Origin of the sequence: Clostridium sp. OM02-18AC (assembly GCF_003481825.1) — a bacterium.
Lineage (GTDB): Bacteria > Bacillota > Clostridia > Lachnospirales > Lachnospiraceae > Brotaphodocola.
Genome location: NZ_QULW01000017.1, coordinates 52,678 through 69,982, shown reverse-complemented (window position 1 = coordinate 69,982; position 17,305 = coordinate 52,678). Strand labels below are relative to the sequence as shown.

Below are 17,305 nucleotides of genomic sequence, written 5' to 3'. Positions count from 1 at the left end.
TCAGTCTTTCATCCTTTTTGTTATCAATCACCAATTAGCTGTAATCCATTAGGATTTAGCTGATATATTTTATCGCACACCTCTTCAATATACTTTCTATCGTGAGAAATGCTAATGACAGCCCCCGGAAATTCTCGGAGCATTTTTCTTATTACCGGACCGGACAATGGTGAAAAATTTCTTGTCGGTTCATCCAGAATAAGAACATTTGCACCACTTAAGCTCATCCTCAAGAGAAGCACTTTCGCCTTTTGTCCGCCTGATAACTCCCGAATCGGATGCTCCATTTCATCTGGTGTGTATTTAAGTGAACCAAGGTATGTTCTAATTCTTGTACGCTCTTCTTTATCTCCTGTTTTATCAAGGTAATCAACCGGTGTAACATCCAAATCCAGCAGGTCTTCATAAGTTTGAGGCATATATTCTGCTTTAATGTCATTCCGATTTAGGAGTTCTTCCGCTATCTTTTTTAGAAGAGTCGTTTTTCCTGCCCCGTTGGCTCCTATCATACAGATTTTTTCTGAACCTTTTATTTTTAAATGAATTCCTTCTGCTAAAATTCTTTTGCCATCCGGAGTCACAAGCTTTGAAAGTTCATATTCTATGACCGTTTTTCCTGCGGGAATGTGTGAGTTTTCATCCCCTAATTTGACAAAGATTGCTTCTTCCTGTTCCGGCATCTGAGTCATATTTTCATCTTCTTTTTCAAATCTTCGTTCCATTGCCTTAACCGTATGCATTTTGTCCTTTAAGTTTTTGGCAACAGACGGTGCTTGTCTGGTACAACTTCTTAATGCACCTTGTACACTCTGCATAACTCTTTGATATTTTTCATCGCGAATCTTTTTCTCCCTACGGTCACTCAGTGCCCGCTGTTTTTGGATTTCAAATTTATGAAGCCGTTCTTCCACATAGCGTCTATAGGGAAGCTTTGCCACGGTATATCTCGCCTTTGTTTTTCGTATAATCTGCTCGATATGTATCACCATGTTGGCAGTACGCTCTATCAGCGTTTCATCGTGTGAAATAAAAAGCACAATGTGCTTCCAGTCATTTATGATTTTTTCCAGTAATGTAAGCGTCGCAATGTCGATGTCATTGGAAGGTTCGTCCAACAACAGCACAGAAACATCGCGAATGAAAAGCCTCATAAGTTGTGTCTTGACTTTTTCGCCTCCTGAAAGACTACCCATTGTCTGGTTACTGTAGAAAAAATCATTTTTCATTCCAAATTTTCCCGCAATAACAGACAATTCTTTAGGCGTTTTCTCCCAGAATATTTCCTCTTCAGAAAAATATTCGTATATTGTTTTTTCCTTATCTTCATCGAGCATCTCCTGCGGAAGATAACCAAGACGTTCGTGTCCCATTATCCTTTCCCCATCTGCTTCTATATAGTTTTCTACAAGCGACGGATTGTATATCCACTTCATTAATGTCGATTTCCCATTTCCCTCTTCTCCAATAATAACTGCCTTATCTCCATCATTTAGCACAAGGTTGAAATCATTAAGAATTATTCTCAGGTCTTTTTTATGTGTTAAATTTAATTTTTTTATCTGCAACATTAAAGTTTCTCCTTTTCGAAGTCTGAGCCAATTATTATTTTGAACACACAAAAACGAGTCTTTTTTGCATACGCAAAAATAGACTCGCTAAATAGCCCCTTATTTCTTTTCCAAAAGGAAAACAAAGGAAATGCCTCTTGCGATAATCCAACTTAAGCGTACACAAAACAAACCTATTCTCTACAGGCTCAATAACTATATGTGTCTTACTTAAATCAAATTATCTATTAATCATTTCCTCACCTTACACAAAATGTGCCTTTCTTTCTTCTAATGGCAATACTATCATACTGTATTTTTTGTGTCAATACATTTCACCTTATGGAAGTGCAAATTAAAATTTTCACTTCCTAATTATACATCCAACCATTACGAAATTCAATCTTTCACAACCTCTTTACAACCACAACCACAGCACTCCAGCAAACGCAGGAGCACCATACCGTAAAACGCTTATGTGTAAATCAACTCCGTTCCTACAACTTCCCTCACACAAGCCTGAATATTATTCATTCTTCCAATCCATTCGTAGGGATTATCTTTCTTTAATTGTTCCGTCACATCTTGTCTGTCGGCATATTCCTTTACCAGTCGAAGAAACATATCCTCTGCTTGCTTATCGACTTCTGCAAGATAACTATGCAGCTTTCCGCTTGTCAGCAGGTTCATATATAACACTTTATAGTGTTCCTTTAAATGCCTTGCATGTCGTTTCCCCCATAAACCAATCGGCTCTATTTCTTCTTCGGCTGGTACTGTGATGTTCGGCAATAAATAATCACCCACCTGTCTATAAGTTCCGCCCATTTCTTCAAAAATTGTCTTTGTCATTTTCCTTTTCCTCCTGTGATTTTTGTCTATCGTGATCGTGTATTATCACGCTTGCGACCTTTAACTGTTCTTGCCTGCTCCAACAAATCATCTATCTGTTTGCGACCAAAAACCTTACGGAGCAGGCTGTAATCTTTATTTTCTGCTTTTAGGATTTTGTTTTCTTCGGTCAATCTTTCATTGACTTTCTCCAAACGCTGATTGGTGCGGTATAACTGTGCATTCGCTGTATTCAGCCTATGATAGTTGTCCCACCCCTCAAAGCAGCGGGCAAGCACCGTTTTGACAAGTTGCTTCAATTTCCTTACAACCGGCTCTGCCATTTTGGTTTTATATGCCTTTGCAGTCATAAATTTCTCTGGTTCTGGCAACTGATATTTCGGTGCAGTATCAAGCTCTATTTCAAGATTTGACAGCTCGTCTTTTGCCTTATCATAGTTCAATACTCGTTCCGACAACACATCAAATTCAATCTGTTTCTGCTCGATTTTCGCACCTAATGCCGCCACTTCTTTTTCTCTTTCCTGCTTTTTATAATCCAAAACAGAAAGATGTTTTTCGTGTGTGCCTAAATGTTCCCACTCAATCCCATAACGTTCCATCACCGCCGCAAGCTGTTCTTTTTCGGACTGTATCCATTGCGACCACTCCGTATCGCCACGACTGCCGCCCTTAAAACCTTGCGTTGCAAGAGCCTGCTTTAGTGACACTCTTGTATCAAGTCCACGCTTGCTGCCTGTGGTAAAAGGTACAAAATCTATGTGCAGATGTGGTGTAGCTTCATCCATATGCAGATGAGCCGAGAACACCCGAAGCTGTGGATTTCGCTCCTGAAAACCCTGATAGTATTCATCTAAAATCTGCTTTGCCAGTTCTCCGTTTTCCGTATCGGCGTTCATATTTCCCTTACCGCCCACCTGTAAAATGATTTCGTGGAACGGTTTTTCCTGCTTGGAACTTCGGATTTTTTCATAATAATCTTTTATCTTTCGGTCTGACCTTATCTGCTTGGCATTGTATCTTTCCAATGCTTCATCAAACAATTCGTGATAAACTGTCTTTATATTTTCATTGCAGTAGTCGATATTGAGATGAGTACGAGTTCCGTCTACATTTTCTGCTCGGAACTTTCGGCTATTGTGATTGACCGAGCCTTTACCGACCATTGCACTTATCGTTCTCTGCATTTTTTCATCTCCCATCTGTAAATTTCAACATTCTCAGGTTTTGTTACTTTTGTCAAAAGTAACGCAAAAGCACTTTTGACGGGTACACCCATCAAAAATGCGACCTGTAAACAGGTTTTGCGTTCTCCGAAGGCTCTCCGAGGGGTGAGCGTGTGCCGGTGGCACACACGCCTGCGAACCGACCGAGCCAGCAGGCGAGACCAAAGAGCCGCCTTTGAAAAGGCACTCTCTGCACACTCCCCTAAACTTTATCCGGTGTCAAAGTGTGACGATGGTGACAATGTTTTTCACAGCGTGCTGCTCTCAAAAACATTGACACCTTTGACACCGTTTGTCACGCCGTCTGCTCGGTTTCTTTCCAAAGTGAAACCTTTCTTCCGTCGTGTGTGCGGCTGTTCTGATAACGGATACCGTAATCACGAAACAGCCTGCTTGCGTTGATACTGAGCCTTAAAGAAAGTACATTCGGCTTTATATCCACCGCAAGCCTTTCGCAAAGTTCCGAAGCAGTTCCTTCCCATCTGTCACTTTCCGAAAAGAGCGTATCCGCTATCTTCTCAAGCAGAGGTTCGGGCGGTTCTTTCCACATCTCCGTTTCCGATTTTGCAAAGTTCCACACCAATCGCTCGCTGTCCCTTACAAGATGGATTTTCATATCCTGCTGGTCTCTGCCAGCAACATCAAGTGTGGCATTGTTGGAAGTACGCTTGTCCTTACTGAGAACAAATGCACCGTCTGCCGCACCCATCAGACCATTCGTGCCTGAAATCATATCGAATATATCTTCCGATTTTTGTTTGCGTGTATGATGAACAATAAGCATTGAAACCTTGTAACTGTCTGCCAACGCTTTCAGCCTTGCCACAACATCATAATCACTTGCGTAGCTGTAATCTGCTCCGCCTGCTTCACGCACACGCTTTAAGGTGTCTATGATAATCAAGCCTGTGTCTGGGTGTTCCCTCATAAACCCTCTTATCTGTTCTTCCAGTCCGCCATTGACCGTTTTACATTCCGTTGCGAAATACAGATTGCCTGTCTCCTTTGCACCGAACATCTGAAACAATCGCTTCTGCAAACGTGGGTAATCATCTTCAAGGGCAAAATAAAGCACCGTTGCCTTACGCACCTTATACTCCCAAAGCGGTGTGCCTGTGCTGATATGATAGGCAAGCTGTGCCATCATAAAGCTCTTTCCCACTTTCGGGGAACCTACGAAAAGGTAAGTTCCCCTTTGGAGCAGACCGTCGATAAGTGGTGTCTGAACCTCAAACACCGTATCATACAGCGTTGTCATTGATACTGTTTTCAGATAGGAAGGGTCTAACTGTCTGAGTATTTCCCTTTGCATTTCTTCAAAAGATTGCTCGTACCCCTTGAAATCCGTATCCTGATTGACTATACTATTGTCAGTACATTTGGAAAGTGACTGTTCCGCATCTGTTGCCGCAGATACATTTGGAATAGTCATTTCTTTTTTATTCTCCATTCGCATCCTCTCCTTTCAAACCGCCGAGAATAATGGAAATCAGTTCTATTACACTCAGCAGTTCATCATCCACACCTTTTCCTGCTTCAATCCTTTTCAGTTCCGCAAGGACTGTGGCAAATTCCGTTTTCAACGCCTTATACACTCTCGGATTGCCCTGTACCACCACATCCTGATTTAAGCAACGGCGGTAACAATACTCCTGTTTTGGCAATCCTGATAGAGCTACAGCTCTGTTAATGAGTTCGTTTTCTTCGGGCGATACTCGAAACCCTACTGTGATATTCCTCCAACGATTTTTGTTATCTCTGTTCTTAGCTGACATTTTCAAAATCTCCTTTCCCTAAATCATCTAATTTTTCTGCCATCTCAATCTGCTTTGACGGAAAGAGGTGTGCGTACTGATAAGTAATATCAATACTTTCGTGACCAACTCGGTCAGCAATCGCCACCGCAGAAAAGCCCATATCAATCAAGAGTGAAATGTGGCTGTGACGGAGATCGTGAATGCGGATACGCTTCACGCCTGCCGCCTTTGCCCCTCTGTCCATCTCGTGATGAAGATAGCTTTTCGTCACCGTAAAGATACGGTCTTTCTTCTTCAATCCGTAAAGCATACCGAGATATTCTTTCATTTCCTCACACAGAAACTTCGGCATTTTAATCGTGCGGTTGCTCTTTTTCGTTTTCGGAGAAGTAATCACATCCTGCCCTTTCAAACGCTGATAGGATTTATTGATTGTGACTGTTTCCTTATCAAAGTTGAAATCTGCCGGAGTCAAAGCTAACAGCTCGCCCTCTCGGATACCGCACCAGTAAAGCATTTCAAACGCATAAAAGGAAACAGGCTTGTCCATCATCTCAAAAGAGAATTTCTTGTATTCTTCCTTTGTCCAGAACAGCATTTCCTTGTGTTCCTCACGTCCCATATTTCCCACCTTTGCCGCAGGATTGGAACGCAGTTCATAGTAGCGGACAGCGTGATTGAAAATGGCGGACAACTGATTGTGCAGCGTTTTCAGATACGTCTGTGAATAAGGCTTTTTCTTCTCATCACGATAGGCAAGCATTTCATTCTGCCAAGTAATAATCTCCTTTGTGGAAATCTCGCTGATTTTCAGTTTCCCGAAATACGGAAGTATCTTTGTGCGTATGATATGCTCTTTGGTAAGCCACGTGTTTTCCTTCAAACGGTTCTTCACATCATTGATATAAAGCTCCGTAAAGGCTTCAAAACTCATATCAAGGTCTGAAGAAGTCTGCAATTTGAACATTCTTTCCCATTCCTGTGCTTCTCGTTTGGTAGCAAAGCCACGCTTGCATTTCTGCTTGCGTTCCCCTTTCCAGTTCACATACCTTGCCATCACATACCAAGTACCGTTATCTTCATTCTTAAATACCGGCATTTACATTTCCCCCTTTCCTGCTCCGTAGAGCCTTTCGTAAAAATACTGGCGATTTACACGCCCTGCAATCGTAATAAAGCCCTTTGCTTTCAATTCCTCATTTAATTGTCTGATGAGTTTATATGCATAAGGTTTTGATACGTTTAGTTCCTGAGCCACATCTTCGGCTCGGATAAATCTGTTTTCCATATCCTTTTTCTTCCTTTCTTAAAATAATTTTTTGCTTGCCGCTTTCTCCGTGTTAAAGTTCCAACAGGCACTCCTGCTTGTCGGCAGGCGCTGTGCTGTCCCAATGCACCGCAGTACATCAGGCGCTCGCTCGTATAGGGGTTCCCGAAAAGTCGGAGACTTTTGGGGAAGAGGAGGAGCAGTGCAGCGAATGAGCTTTTGTGCTTGCACACAAGCGAACGATACGGAACTTGCTCCGACGAGGTCTTGGCGGTTTGGCTTTTCGGACGGTCATTCAGTTGTCGCATTAAGCATATTTGTTTAATTCGTAATTTATTTTACTAAACATATTTGCTATTGTCAAGTGGTTGCAAAGAAAATATTAAACATTTTTGTTTCGGTTTTTCTTGACTTCCACTAAACATTTCTGCTATACTTATTTCACTAAATATAAAAGGAGCGTATCATTATGGCTATCAGCGAAAGAATACATTTTTTCAGACTAATGCGTGGTATGACACAAAAGTATCTCGGTACAGCAATCGGTTTTCCAGAAAAGAGTGCTGATGTGCGTTTGGCACAGTACGAAACTGGTACACGCAAACCGAAAGCAGACCTTACAAATGCATTGGCACAGGTGCTTGATGTTTCTCCACAGGCTCTTGATGTTCCTGACATAGACAGCTATATCGGTCTTATGCACACTCTGTTTACCCTTGAAGATATTTACGGTCTTACTGTCAGTGAAGCAGACGGAGAGGTATGCTTAAAGGTCAACAAGGACAAAGGCAGAGAAGCATATGAACTCCTCAAAATGCTGTATGCTTGGAAAGAACAGGCAGACAAGCTATCTTCCGAAGAAATCAACAGAGAAGAATACGATAACTGGCGTTACCATTATCCAGAGTTCGACACCACACAGCGTTGGGCAAAAGTTCCATCACAGGAATTAAGTGACGCTCTCGTGGAAGCATTCAAAGACCACTTGAAAGATAAATAAGCACCTACAGGACCTGCCACTGGCAGCTCCCTACAGATGCTTTGGCAACGACAAAAAAGCCCTTAACTATGGTTATTAACCACAGCTAAGGGCTTAGTTTATAATATGGAATTTGTTCAGAGCCAAGCTCCGAACTTTAGTCTGCAAGCCACCTGTTAATTGTTCCGTTACCCATAAACCACTGGATAACAAGAATAATGGCACTTGCTATGACTGTTATCAATTTGTTATCAAAAGACTAATCGAAATCGCTGAAACCCGCATAAACACTGGCTTTTTTAAGCAACTCGATTTATTCAAACTCCAGACAGACAGTATGCTATATAAGTGAAAATCATTGATTTTAAGGCATTTTCAGGAACTATCAACCACTAAAATCTATGTGAAAAAAAATAAAAAATGCAATAAAAATGCAATCGAAGTACATTCAGATTTTATAAGATAGACCAGCAAACCTCAATATCATCCAAAAATAGACGTTCAACAATGAGCGTCTATTTTTTGTTTCAAAATTAAATGGGGCTGAAAACAGCCCCGATGGGAATTGGAGATTTGACCCTCCCGGATTCTTCATGTCATGCCAGCCGTAATTTTTTCCATTGCCCCTGCACATTTTAGCAAAAATTCCCAGAAATTCCGTCGCCCACCATAATGCTTTTTACAGTTGTTATTATTGTCATAAGCGTACCTCCTGATATTATAAATCTCCACTGAAATCTACTTTTAAGTTGTTGGGAGTACATGACAGAGCTACATGAGAAAACACAAGCTAACAATCCTAACCATGACTATTTAATTTTTAACACCTAGATAATATCACAACCCTGTAATTTCTTCAATAGCCCCAGAAAGGATGTGATACCACGAAGAAATCACCACCGCCGGAGCGTTCCCCTCCGGCTTCCAGACCGGAACCCGAAACCTACCATCAAACACAACATTCAGAAAGGACAGGTACATCTATATGGAATTAAAATTTGTTATCCCCAACATGGAAAAAACATTCGGCAACTTGGAGTTTGCCGGAGAAGACAAAACAGAACAGAGAAGAATCAACGGACGCATAGCGGTACTCTCTCGCAGCTTCAACCTTTATTCAGACGTACAGAGGGCGGATGATATTGTGGTTATCCTCCCTGCCGAAGCCGGAGAGAAACATTTTGACTTTGAGGAACGTGTAAAGCTCGTCAATCCCCGTATTACCGCAGAGGGCTATAAAATCGGCACAAGGGGCTTTACCAACTACATTTTACACGCTGACGATATGGTAAAAGCATAAGGAAAAGGAGGACATCAGACTATGAGATTAGCAAACGGAATCGTGATTGACAAGGAAGCAACATTCGGGGCATTGAAATTTTCTGCCCTCCGCCGTGAGGTTCACCTCCAGAATGAAGACGGCTCGGTATCAGAAGAAATCAAGGAGCGTACCTATGACTTAAAATCCAGAGGACAGGGGCGTATGATTCAGGTTTCCGTCCCTGCCAGCGTGCCGTTAAAAGAGTTCGATTATAACGCAGAGGTAGAACTTATCAATCCTGTGGCAGATACCGTGGCAACAGCTACCTTTCAGGGGGCAGAGGTGGACTGGTACATCAAGGCAGAGGATATTGTCCTGAAAAAAGGGGCTGCCATGAATCCGCAGCCACCGAAGAAAGACGCTCCCCCTGTAAAATAACAGGAACATAAAAAAACGAAAGGAGGATTGTTCTCATGAAACAGCTTTTCCCCCGTGGAAAACGTATCCGCCCCACGGATAAAGACCTTGTGTTCCATACTGCCCTTGCCGCCCTGTTCCCTGTCTTCCTGCTGGTTGTCCTGCTGTTTCATATCCGGCAGATTGCCGGAACCAACTGGCAGGAAGTGTCCCTTTCCCAGATAATACAGGATGTAAATATCCCTTACCTGTTATACAGTATGGGCGTGGCAGGGCTGGTGTGTCTTGCAGCAGTTCTTCTGTTCTGGCGATACCGCAGGGACGAAGTAAAACAGCTCATCCACCGCCAAAAGCTGGCAAGGATGGTGTTGGAAAACAAGTGGTATGAATCGGAACAGAGAAAGGAAGACACTTTTTTCAAGGACTTGTCTTCCAGCCGTTCCAAAGAAGCCATCACTTACTTTCCAAAAATCTACTACCGGATGAAACAGGGCTTGCTCCATATCCGTGTGGAAATCACCTTGGGGAAATATCAGGAGCAGCTTTTAAACTTGGAGAAAAAGCTGGAAAGCGGCTTGTACTGTGAGCTGACGGATAAGGAATTAAAAGATTCCTATGTGGAATACACCCTGCTTTATGATACCATTGCCAACCGTATTTCCATTGAGGATGTACAGGCAAAGGACGGCAGGCTTCGGCTTATGGAAAATGTCTGGTGGGAGTATGATAAGCTCCCCCATATGCTCATTGCCGGAGGAACCGGCGGTGGAAAGACCTACTTTATCCTAACCCTTATTGAAGCCCTGCTCCGCACCAACGCCATCCTGTTCGTGTTAGACCCCAAAAACGCCGACCTTGCGGATTTACAGGCGGTTATGCCGGATGTGTACTACAAAAAGGAGGATATGCTTTCCTGCATTGACCGTTTCTATGAGGAAATGATGAAACGCAGCGAAGACATGAAGCTCATGGAGAATTACCGGACAGGGGAAAACTACGCTTACTTGGGGCTTCCGGCAAATTTCCTTATCTTTGATGAATATGTGGCATTTATGGAAATGCTCGGCACAAAAGAAAACGCCGCTGTCCTCAACAAGTTAAAACAAATCGTTATGCTTGGGCGGCAGGCTGGCTTCTTCCTGATTCTCGCCTGCCAGCGTCCGGACGCAAAGTATCTGGGGGACGGAATCCGTGACCAGTTCAATTTCCGTGTGGCTCTGGGGCGGATGTCGGAAATGGGCTATGGGATGATGTTCGGGGAAACCACAAAGGACTTCTTCCTAAAGCAGATAAAGGGGCGTGGCTATGTGGATGTGGGAACTAGCGTTATCTCGGAGTTTTACACGCCCCTTGTACAAAAAGGACACGATTTCCTCAAAGAAATAAAAAAACTGACAGACAGCAGGCAGGGAGTGCAGGCGGCGTGCGAAGCGAAAGCCGCAGAAGCGGACTGACCTGCTGTGGCTGGTGTGCCGCAAGGCACGCCAGCATAAACCCCTCGTATCTAACAGAGGGGTACAAATCGACAGGCAACAACCAAACAACAGGGCAGAATCCCATGGTACACAAGGGATTTTCCCATATCCGGCGTGTGTCAACAAGGCTCTGAAAGTTGACATACGCTTTTTTAGACAGGAGGGATTTTCACTGAATGAAGAAACATGGGTACGGGACATCAAAGAAAAACGGGAAAGTTACGGTATCTCACAACAGAAACTTGCCCTAGCTGCCGGAATCACCCGTCCGTACCTGAGCGACATTGAAACAGGCAAGGCTCACCCGTCCGAAGTATTACAGGAAGCCATCACGGAAGCTCTGGAACGATTCAACCCAGACGCTCCCCTTGAAATGCTCTTTGACTATGTGCGGATTCGCTTTCCCACTACGGATGTGAAGCATATCGTGGAAGACGTGCTGCGGCTAAAGCTCCCCTACTTTATCCATGAAGACTACGGTTTCTACTCTTACACAGAGCATTACTATCTGGGGGATATTTTCGTTCTGGTATCACCGGAACTGGAAAAAGGGGTGCTGCTGGAACTGAAAGGGCGTGGCTGCCGCCAGTTTGAAAGCTATCTGCTGGCACAGGAACGGAGCTGGTATGAGTTTTTCATGGATGTTCTCATGGAGGACGGCGTGATGAAGCGGCTTGACCTCGCCATCAATGACAAAACGGGAATCCTGAACATTCCCCATCTGACAGAGAAGTGCCGGAATGAGGAATGTATCTCGGTCTTCCGCAGCTTCAAAAGCTACCGCAGCGGCGAACTGGTACGGCGTGAGGAAAAAGAATGTATGGGGAACACCCTGTATATCGGCTCCCTCCAAAGTGAGGTGTACTTCTGCATTTACGAAAAGGACTATGAGCAGTACAAAAAGCATGATATTCCCATTGCGGACGCAGAGGTAAAGAACCGCTTTGAAATCCGGCTGAAAAATGAGCGTGCCTTTTACGCCATCCGTGACCTGTTAGAACATGACAATCCAGAACGGACAGCCTTTCAAATCATCAACCGCTATGTCCGGTTCGTGGACAAGGACGATACGAAACCCCGTTCTGACTGGCGTATCAGTGAGGAATGGGCGTGGTTCATTGGGGAACACAGGGGAAGCCTGAAACTGACAACCAAACCGGAACCCTATTCCTTTGAACGCACCCTGCACTGGCTCTCCCATCAGGTAGCACCCACATTAAAGCTGGCTCTCCGTCTGGATAAGATGAACCACACCCAGATTGTCCATGACATCATCACCCATGCAAAGCTGACGGAGAAGCACGAAAAAATCCTGAAGCAGCAAGCCGCCGCTGCAAAAGAGGTGGTGCTTTAACGGCGGCAATTTTGGAACCTAAGAACTCTTACAGGAAAGAAAGGAGCTTTTATGAATTTCGGACAGAATCTTTACAACTGGTTTTTATCCAACGCCCAGTCCCTTGTGCTGCTGGCAATCGTGGTAATTGGACTGTACCTCGGATTTAAGAGGGAATTTTCCAAACTTATCGGTTTTCTGGTAGTTTCCCTTGTAGCGGTTGGGCTGGTCTTCAATGCGGACGGTGTAAAGGACATCTTACTGGAACTGTTCAATAAGATTATCGGTGCATAGAAAAACCCATTTTACACTTCCGTTATGGAGCAAGCTCTGATTGCTTCATGGCGGAAGTCCACTAGGGGCTTGGGGAGCGTAACTCCCCAAAAGAAAGAAGATGTAATATGATAGTGTATGATAATTGAGATAAACTAAGAATGGTGGTATAATTTCTTTATATAGTAATTGAAAGCGGAGGAAATGTATGAAGGATTTTATTGATTTTTTGAAATTACCACCGAACATTTTAGGAGCTTTATCTATTGCCAGTGGTACATTATTATTATTGCCTCAAAAGTTAGCCCAAAAGTTTTATATTATAAATTTTCGAGAAAAATATGGTTTTACAATAGGCATTGTTTTTGTGATTTCCACAGCCTTACTAATAGTTTTATTACTATCTAAAATTTTTCATTTCTTTTATGACAAGTATGCTTCAAAGAGATTAGGAACTGCTCAGATTAAATATTTGAAAAATATGACACCAGAACAGGTGACAATCATTCGGGAGTTTTTACGTGAACCAACTCACACCCTGCCATTACCCATGAACAATGGATTAGTAATAGAACTTCAACATTTACAAATATTAACCCCTGCCGGACAAACTCATTTAGTAAGTATGTTAGACCCACAAATCAATTATTTTTTACAACCTTGGGTAATTAAAAAAATCAATAGTGATGAAGAATTAAAGCGAATATTTTATTAGAAAAATGGCAACTGACAAACAAAGTTAGTTGCCATTTTTGTTCTAAGAAAGGACGTGATACTAATTGAGAAAATGAGAATCTACATCCTGAACACCACACGGTTTTACCATGAGGATTTTGAGGAGTACCCTGGGGCATGGTTTTCCTGTCCCGTGGATTTTGAGGAAGTCAAGGAACGTCTTGGCGTTCAGAGTGAGGAAGAAATCGAAATTGAAGACTATGAGCTGCCGTTTCCGTTGGAGGGCAACACAAGGCTCTGGGAAATCAACGCCCTTTGCCGGATGGTACAGGAAATGCAGGGAACGCCCCTCTATTATGAAATGGATGTGGTACAAAAGCGGTGGTTTTCCAGCTTTACGGAATTTATCGACCACAAAGACCAGATACGCTGCTATCCGGTTCAGGACGGGGAATCCCTCGCCCGTTATCTGGTGCAGGAGGTACAGATATTTGGAGAAGTACATCCAGACCTGTTGAACCATATCGACTACGCTTCCATTGGTCGGGAGCTGGAAACCAGCGAAAACTATCTGTTTACGGACAATGGTATCTTTTATTACCGCTAAAAGGAGGTGGAGGAACTTGGAAGAAATGCGGATTTACATTGCCAACTTAGGAAAATACAATGAGGGCGAACTGGTAGGGGCATGGTTCACGCCGCCTGTGGATTTTGAGGAAGTCAAGGAACGTATCAGTTTGAATGATGAATATGAGGAATACGCCATCCATGACTATGAACTACCCTTTGAGATTGACGAATATACCCCCATTGAGGAAGTCAACCGCCTGTGTGAAATGGTGGAGGACTTACCGGAGTACATTCAGGAGGAACTATCAGAGCTGCAATCCTACTTTGGCAGTATCGAAGAACTCTGTGAGCATGAAGACGATATTATCTGCCATTCCGGCTGTGACGATATGGCGGATGTGGCTCGCTACTATCTGGAAGAAAGCGGACAGCTTGGAGAACTTCCGGCACACTTACAAAACTATATCGACTATGCAGCCTATGGGCGTGACATGGAATTGGAGGGAACCTTTGTTGTCACGAACCACGGCGTATATGAAATCTTACGGTAGACCCGTCTGTATCTCTTTCAGGAAATACAGGCGGATTTTTTATTCAGGGGCGGCTCTTTTGCTGTCCCCATCTTTTAGAAAGGACGGACAACATGAAGAAAATACGAAGCTATACCAGTATCTGGTCGGTGGAAAAGGTACTCTATTCCATCAATGATTTTAAGCTGCCATTCCCCATCACGTTCACACAGATGGCGTGGTTCGTGGTATCGGTGTTTGCAGTTATGCTCTTGGGGAACCTCCCTCCCCTTTCATTCATTGACGGGGCATTTTTAAAATATTTCGGCGTACCTTTTGCCCTCACTTGGTTCATGTGCCAGAAGACCTTTGACGGGAAGAAGCCTTACGGCTTCCTGAAATCCGTACTGGCATATCTGGTACGCCCGAAACTGACCTATGCAGGAAAGCCCGTGAAGCTGGAAAAGGAATATCCAGCACAGCCCATCACGGCAGTAAGGAGTGATATTTATGGCATATCCGATTAAATATATCGAAAATAACCTTGTGTTCAACCATGACGGGGAGTGCTTCGCTTACTATGAGCTGCTTCCCTACAACTATTCCTTTTTAAGCTCTGAACAGAAATATCAGGTACACGATTCGTTCCGGCAGCTTATCGCCCAGAACAGGGACGGGAAGATTCACGCCCTGCAAATCAGCACCGAATCCAGCATACGGGCAGCACAGGAACGCTCCAAACAGGAAGTAACAGGCAAGTTAAAAGATATTGCCTGTGCAAAGATTGACGCACAGACCGAAGCCCTGATTTCCATGATAGGGGAAAATCAGGTGGACTACCGCTTTTTTATCGGCTTCAAGCTGCTTGTCAATGAGCAGGAAGTCACCATGAAGCAGTTTCGCAGGGAAGCAAAGACCGCCGTTTCCGATTTTCTCCATGAAGTCAACCACAAACTCATGGGAGATTTTGTTTCCATGAGCAATGAAGAAATCTGGCGGTTTCAGAAGATGGAAAAGCTGCTGGAAAGTAAAATCTCACGCCGCTTCAAAGTCCGGCGGCTTAACAAGGACGATTTTGGCTATCTGATTGAGCATTTATACGGGCAGACCGGAACCGCCTACGAAGATTATGAGTATTATATTCCGAAGAAACGGTTTCAGGAGGAAACGCTGGTGAAATACTATGACCTCATCAAACCCACCCGTTGTCTGATAGAGGAAAACCAGCGGTATCTGAAAATCGAACAGGAAGACGGGACAGTTTATGCCGCCTACTTTACTATCAACAGCATTGTAGGGGAACTGGACTTCCCATCCTCGGAAATCTTTTACTATCAGCAGCAGCAATTTACTTTTCCCATTGATACCTCTATGAATGTGGAGATTGTGACAAACCGGAAAGCCCTCTCCACGGTGCGGAACAAGAAAAAAGAGCTGAAAGATTTGGACAACCACGCATGGCAGAATGACAGTGAAACCAGTACAAACGTGGTGGACGCTTTAGACAGCGTAAATGAGCTGGAATCCACCTTAGACCAGAGCAAGGAATCTATGTATAAGCTGTCCTATGTGGTGCGTGTGACGGCTCCCGACTTGGAAGAACTGAAACGCCGCTGCAATGAGGTGAAAGATTTTTATGACGATTTGAACGTGAAGCTGGTTCGCCCCTTTGGAGATATGCTGGGGCTGCATGGGGAATTTCTCCCTGCCAGCAAGCGGTATCTGAACGATTACATCCAGTATGTCACCAGCGACTTCCTCGCTGGTCTTGGCTTCGGGGCAACCCAGATGTTGGGGGAACCGGAGGGCATTTATATCGGGTACAGCCTTGATACGGGAAGAAACGTGTACTTAAAGCCTGCCCTTGCCAGTCAAGGAGTAAAAGGCTCCGTCACTAACGCCCTTGCTGCCGCTTTTGTCGGCTCCCTCGGCGGTGGAAAATCATTCAGCAACAACATGATTGTCTATTATTCCGTATTATTTGGGGCACAGGCTCTCATTGTTGACCCGAAAGCAGAACGGGGACGGTGGAAAGAAACCCTGCCGGAAATCGCCCATGAAATCAATATCGTAAACCTGACTTCGGAGGAACAGAACAGGGGCTTACTTGACCCGTATGTGATTATGGAGAACCCAAAGGATTCCGAATCACTGGCAATCGACATCCTGACTTTTTTAACAGGCATTTCCAGCCGTGACGGAGAGAAGTTCCCTGTTCTTCGGAAAGCCATCCGTGCGGTAACAAACAGTGAGGAACGGGGGCTTTTCAAGGTGATTGAAGAACTTCGGGCGGAGGGAACCACCATCAGCACCAGCATAGCCGACCATATCGAATCCTTTACGGACTATGACTTTGCACACCTGCTCTTTTCGGATGGGGATGTCACACAGTCCATCAGCCTTGAAAAGCAACTCAACATCATTCAAGTGGCGGATTTGGTGCTGCCGGATAAGGAAACCTCGTTTGAAGAATACACCACAATGGAGCTACTTTCCGTGGCAATGCTCATTGTAATCAGCACCTTTGCCCTCGACTTCATCCATACCGACCGCAGCGTGTTTAAGATTGTGGATTTGGATGAAGCATGGAGCTTCTTACAGGTGGCACAGGGCAAGACACTCTCCATGAAGCTGGTTCGTGCCGGACGTGCCATGAACGCAGGCGTTTACTTTGTCACCCAGAACACGGACGATTTGCTGGATGAAAAGCTGAAAAACAATCTGGGCTTGAAATTTGCGTTCCGTTCCACAGACATCAACGAAATCAAGAAGACCCTTGCCTTTTTCGGGGTGGATTCCGAAGATGAAAACAACCAGAAGCGGCTCCGTGACTTGGAAAACGGACAGTGCCTTATCAGTGATTTATACGGGCGTGTGGGAGTCATACAGTTCCATCCTATCTTTGAAGACCTGTTCCATGCCTTTGATACCAGACCGCCCGTAAGAAAAGAGGTGGAATGATGGTGATACATAGAACTTCCAACGGGCAGCAACTCCCTGTTCCCTATTCAGCCAAAAAGGGGTTATCTTGGAAAATAGCAGGAAAAGTGATTGGCAGGGTACTTCTGGCACTCCTGCTCATCCTCCTGCTGCTTGCAGTCTTCGGCACAGCCGCCCATGCTGCCGGACTGGTGGATGATACGGTGGACGCTGCCAACGAATAC

General features: G+C 44.2%; 18 protein-coding genes. 11 read left to right on the top strand and 7 right to left on the bottom strand.

Annotated features, from left to right (window positions below):
- Positions 1–23: 23 nt before the first annotated feature.
- The 7 genes from DXB18_RS12310 to DXB18_RS12280 form a co-directional block, all read right to left on the bottom strand.
- Positions 24–1,568, bottom strand: a complete 1,545-nt coding sequence (locus tag DXB18_RS12310; RefSeq protein ID WP_009247522.1) for an ATP-binding cassette domain-containing protein — start codon at positions 1,566–1,568, stop codon at positions 24–26.
- A 453-nt stretch (positions 1,569–2,021) separates the two neighbouring features.
- Positions 2,022–2,399: a TnpV protein gene (locus tag DXB18_RS12305; RefSeq protein ID WP_009247523.1), complete on the bottom strand. Its 378-nt coding sequence runs from the start codon at positions 2,397–2,399 to the stop codon at positions 2,022–2,024.
- Between the two features lie 26 nt (positions 2,400–2,425).
- Positions 2,426–3,565: a plasmid recombination protein gene (locus tag DXB18_RS12300; protein ID WP_019190307.1), complete on the bottom strand. Its 1,140-nt coding sequence runs from the start codon at positions 3,563–3,565 to the stop codon at positions 2,426–2,428.
- 355 nt (positions 3,566–3,920) lie between these two features.
- Positions 3,921–5,075 carry an AAA family ATPase gene (locus DXB18_RS12295; RefSeq protein ID WP_009247525.1) on the bottom strand — a complete coding sequence of 385 codons (1,155 nt, stop codon included), beginning with the start codon at positions 5,073–5,075 and terminating at the stop codon, positions 3,921–3,923.
- Positions 5,065–5,400, bottom strand: coding sequence for a hypothetical protein (locus tag DXB18_RS12290; RefSeq protein ID WP_009247526.1), 336 nt, complete (start codon positions 5,398–5,400; stop codon positions 5,065–5,067). Before DXB18_RS12290 ends, DXB18_RS12295 begins: the two co-directional genes overlap by 11 nt.
- Positions 5,390–6,481, bottom strand: coding sequence for a site-specific integrase (locus DXB18_RS12285; protein ID WP_009247527.1), 1,092 nt, complete (start codon positions 6,479–6,481; stop codon positions 5,390–5,392). Before DXB18_RS12285 ends, DXB18_RS12290 begins: the two co-directional genes overlap by 11 nt.
- Complete coding sequence (locus tag DXB18_RS12280; RefSeq protein ID WP_009247528.1) at positions 6,482–6,670, bottom strand: transcriptional regulator; 189 nt, start codon at positions 6,668–6,670, stop codon at positions 6,482–6,484. It lies immediately after the preceding gene.
- A 448-nt stretch (positions 6,671–7,118) separates the two neighbouring features.
- Between DXB18_RS12280 and DXB18_RS12275 the strand changes: the two genes are divergently transcribed.
- From DXB18_RS12275 to DXB18_RS12220, 11 genes are all read left to right on the top strand, one after another.
- On the top strand, positions 7,119–7,649 hold the full coding sequence (locus tag DXB18_RS12275) for a helix-turn-helix transcriptional regulator (protein WP_009247529.1): 531 nt from the start codon (positions 7,119–7,121) through the stop codon (positions 7,647–7,649).
- Between the two features lie 964 nt (positions 7,650–8,613).
- Positions 8,614–8,928 carry a YdcP family protein gene (locus DXB18_RS12270; RefSeq protein ID WP_015552526.1) on the top strand — a complete coding sequence of 105 codons (315 nt, stop codon included), beginning with the start codon at positions 8,614–8,616 and terminating at the stop codon, positions 8,926–8,928.
- Between the two features lie 21 nt (positions 8,929–8,949).
- Entirely contained in the window at positions 8,950–9,327 is a 378-nt protein-coding gene (locus tag DXB18_RS12265; protein ID WP_015552525.1) for a YdcP family protein, read from the top strand.
- Between the two features lie 35 nt (positions 9,328–9,362).
- Positions 9,363–10,760 carry an FtsK/SpoIIIE domain-containing protein gene (locus DXB18_RS12260; RefSeq protein ID WP_118708080.1) on the top strand — a complete coding sequence of 466 codons (1,398 nt, stop codon included), beginning with the start codon at positions 9,363–9,365 and terminating at the stop codon, positions 10,758–10,760.
- A 163-nt stretch (positions 10,761–10,923) separates the two neighbouring features.
- Complete coding sequence (mobT, locus tag DXB18_RS12250; RefSeq protein WP_244353836.1) at positions 10,924–12,135, top strand: MobT family relaxase; 1,212 nt, start codon at positions 10,924–10,926, stop codon at positions 12,133–12,135.
- A 51-nt stretch (positions 12,136–12,186) separates the two neighbouring features.
- Positions 12,187–12,408 carry a hypothetical protein gene (locus DXB18_RS12245; protein WP_002570387.1) on the top strand — a complete coding sequence of 74 codons (222 nt, stop codon included), beginning with the start codon at positions 12,187–12,189 and terminating at the stop codon, positions 12,406–12,408.
- Between the two features lie 187 nt (positions 12,409–12,595).
- Positions 12,596–13,102, top strand: a complete 507-nt coding sequence (locus DXB18_RS12240; RefSeq protein WP_011861920.1) for a superinfection exclusion B family protein — start codon at positions 12,596–12,598, stop codon at positions 13,100–13,102.
- A gap of 72 nt (positions 13,103–13,174) precedes the next feature.
- On the top strand, positions 13,175–13,669 hold the full coding sequence (locus tag DXB18_RS12235; RefSeq protein WP_015552522.1) for an antirestriction protein ArdA: 495 nt from the start codon (positions 13,175–13,177) through the stop codon (positions 13,667–13,669).
- A gap of 16 nt (positions 13,670–13,685) precedes the next feature.
- Entirely contained in the window at positions 13,686–14,183 is a 498-nt protein-coding gene (locus DXB18_RS12230; RefSeq protein WP_109258194.1) for an antirestriction protein ArdA, read from the top strand.
- A gap of 92 nt (positions 14,184–14,275) precedes the next feature.
- Positions 14,276–14,668: a conjugal transfer protein gene (locus DXB18_RS12225; RefSeq protein ID WP_005427021.1), complete on the top strand. Its 393-nt coding sequence runs from the start codon at positions 14,276–14,278 to the stop codon at positions 14,666–14,668.
- Complete coding sequence (locus tag DXB18_RS12220) at positions 14,652–17,102, top strand: ATP-binding protein (protein WP_117598408.1); 2,451 nt, start codon at positions 14,652–14,654, stop codon at positions 17,100–17,102. The genes DXB18_RS12225 and DXB18_RS12220 overlap by 17 nt, the downstream gene beginning before the upstream one ends.
- Positions 17,103–17,305 lie beyond the last annotated feature (203 nt).

What these genes read in the sequence shown, in the direction of transcription:
- DXB18_RS12245 (WP_002570387.1), top strand. Translation starts at nt 12,187, where the DNA reads ATGAATTTCGGACAGAATCTTTACAACTGGTTTTTATCCAACGCCCAG.
- DXB18_RS12240 (WP_011861920.1), top strand. Translation starts at nt 12,596, where the DNA reads ATGAAGGATTTTATTGATTTTTTGAAATTACCACCGAACATTTTAGGA.
- DXB18_RS12235 (WP_015552522.1), top strand. Translation starts at nt 13,175, where the DNA reads ATGAGAATCTACATCCTGAACACCACACGGTTTTACCATGAGGATTTT.
- DXB18_RS12280 (WP_009247528.1), bottom strand. Translation starts at nt 6,670, where the DNA reads ATGGAAAACAGATTTATCCGAGCCGAAGATGTGGCTCAGGAACTAAAC.
- DXB18_RS12260 (WP_118708080.1), top strand. Translation starts at nt 9,363, where the DNA reads ATGAAACAGCTTTTCCCCCGTGGAAAACGTATCCGCCCCACGGATAAA.
- DXB18_RS12270 (WP_015552526.1), top strand. Translation starts at nt 8,614, where the DNA reads ATGGAATTAAAATTTGTTATCCCCAACATGGAAAAAACATTCGGCAAC.
- DXB18_RS12275 (WP_009247529.1), top strand. Translation starts at nt 7,119, where the DNA reads ATGGCTATCAGCGAAAGAATACATTTTTTCAGACTAATGCGTGGTATG.
- DXB18_RS12225 (WP_005427021.1), top strand. Translation starts at nt 14,276, where the DNA reads ATGAAGAAAATACGAAGCTATACCAGTATCTGGTCGGTGGAAAAGGTA.
- DXB18_RS12290 (WP_009247526.1), bottom strand. Translation starts at nt 5,400, where the DNA reads ATGTCAGCTAAGAACAGAGATAACAAAAATCGTTGGAGGAATATCACA.
- DXB18_RS12295 (WP_009247525.1), bottom strand. Translation starts at nt 5,075, where the DNA reads ATGGAGAATAAAAAAGAAATGACTATTCCAAATGTATCTGCGGCAACA.
- DXB18_RS12305 (WP_009247523.1), bottom strand. Translation starts at nt 2,399, where the DNA reads ATGACAAAGACAATTTTTGAAGAAATGGGCGGAACTTATAGACAGGTG.
- DXB18_RS12265 (WP_015552525.1), top strand. Translation starts at nt 8,950, where the DNA reads ATGAGATTAGCAAACGGAATCGTGATTGACAAGGAAGCAACATTCGGG.
- DXB18_RS12300 (WP_019190307.1), bottom strand. Translation starts at nt 3,565, where the DNA reads ATGGTCGGTAAAGGCTCGGTCAATCACAATAGCCGAAAGTTCCGAGCA.
- DXB18_RS12220 (WP_117598408.1), top strand. Translation starts at nt 14,652, where the DNA reads ATGGCATATCCGATTAAATATATCGAAAATAACCTTGTGTTCAACCAT.
- DXB18_RS12310 (WP_009247522.1), bottom strand. Translation starts at nt 1,568, where the DNA reads ATGTTGCAGATAAAAAAATTAAATTTAACACATAAAAAAGACCTGAGA.
- DXB18_RS12285 (WP_009247527.1), bottom strand. Translation starts at nt 6,481, where the DNA reads ATGCCGGTATTTAAGAATGAAGATAACGGTACTTGGTATGTGATGGCA.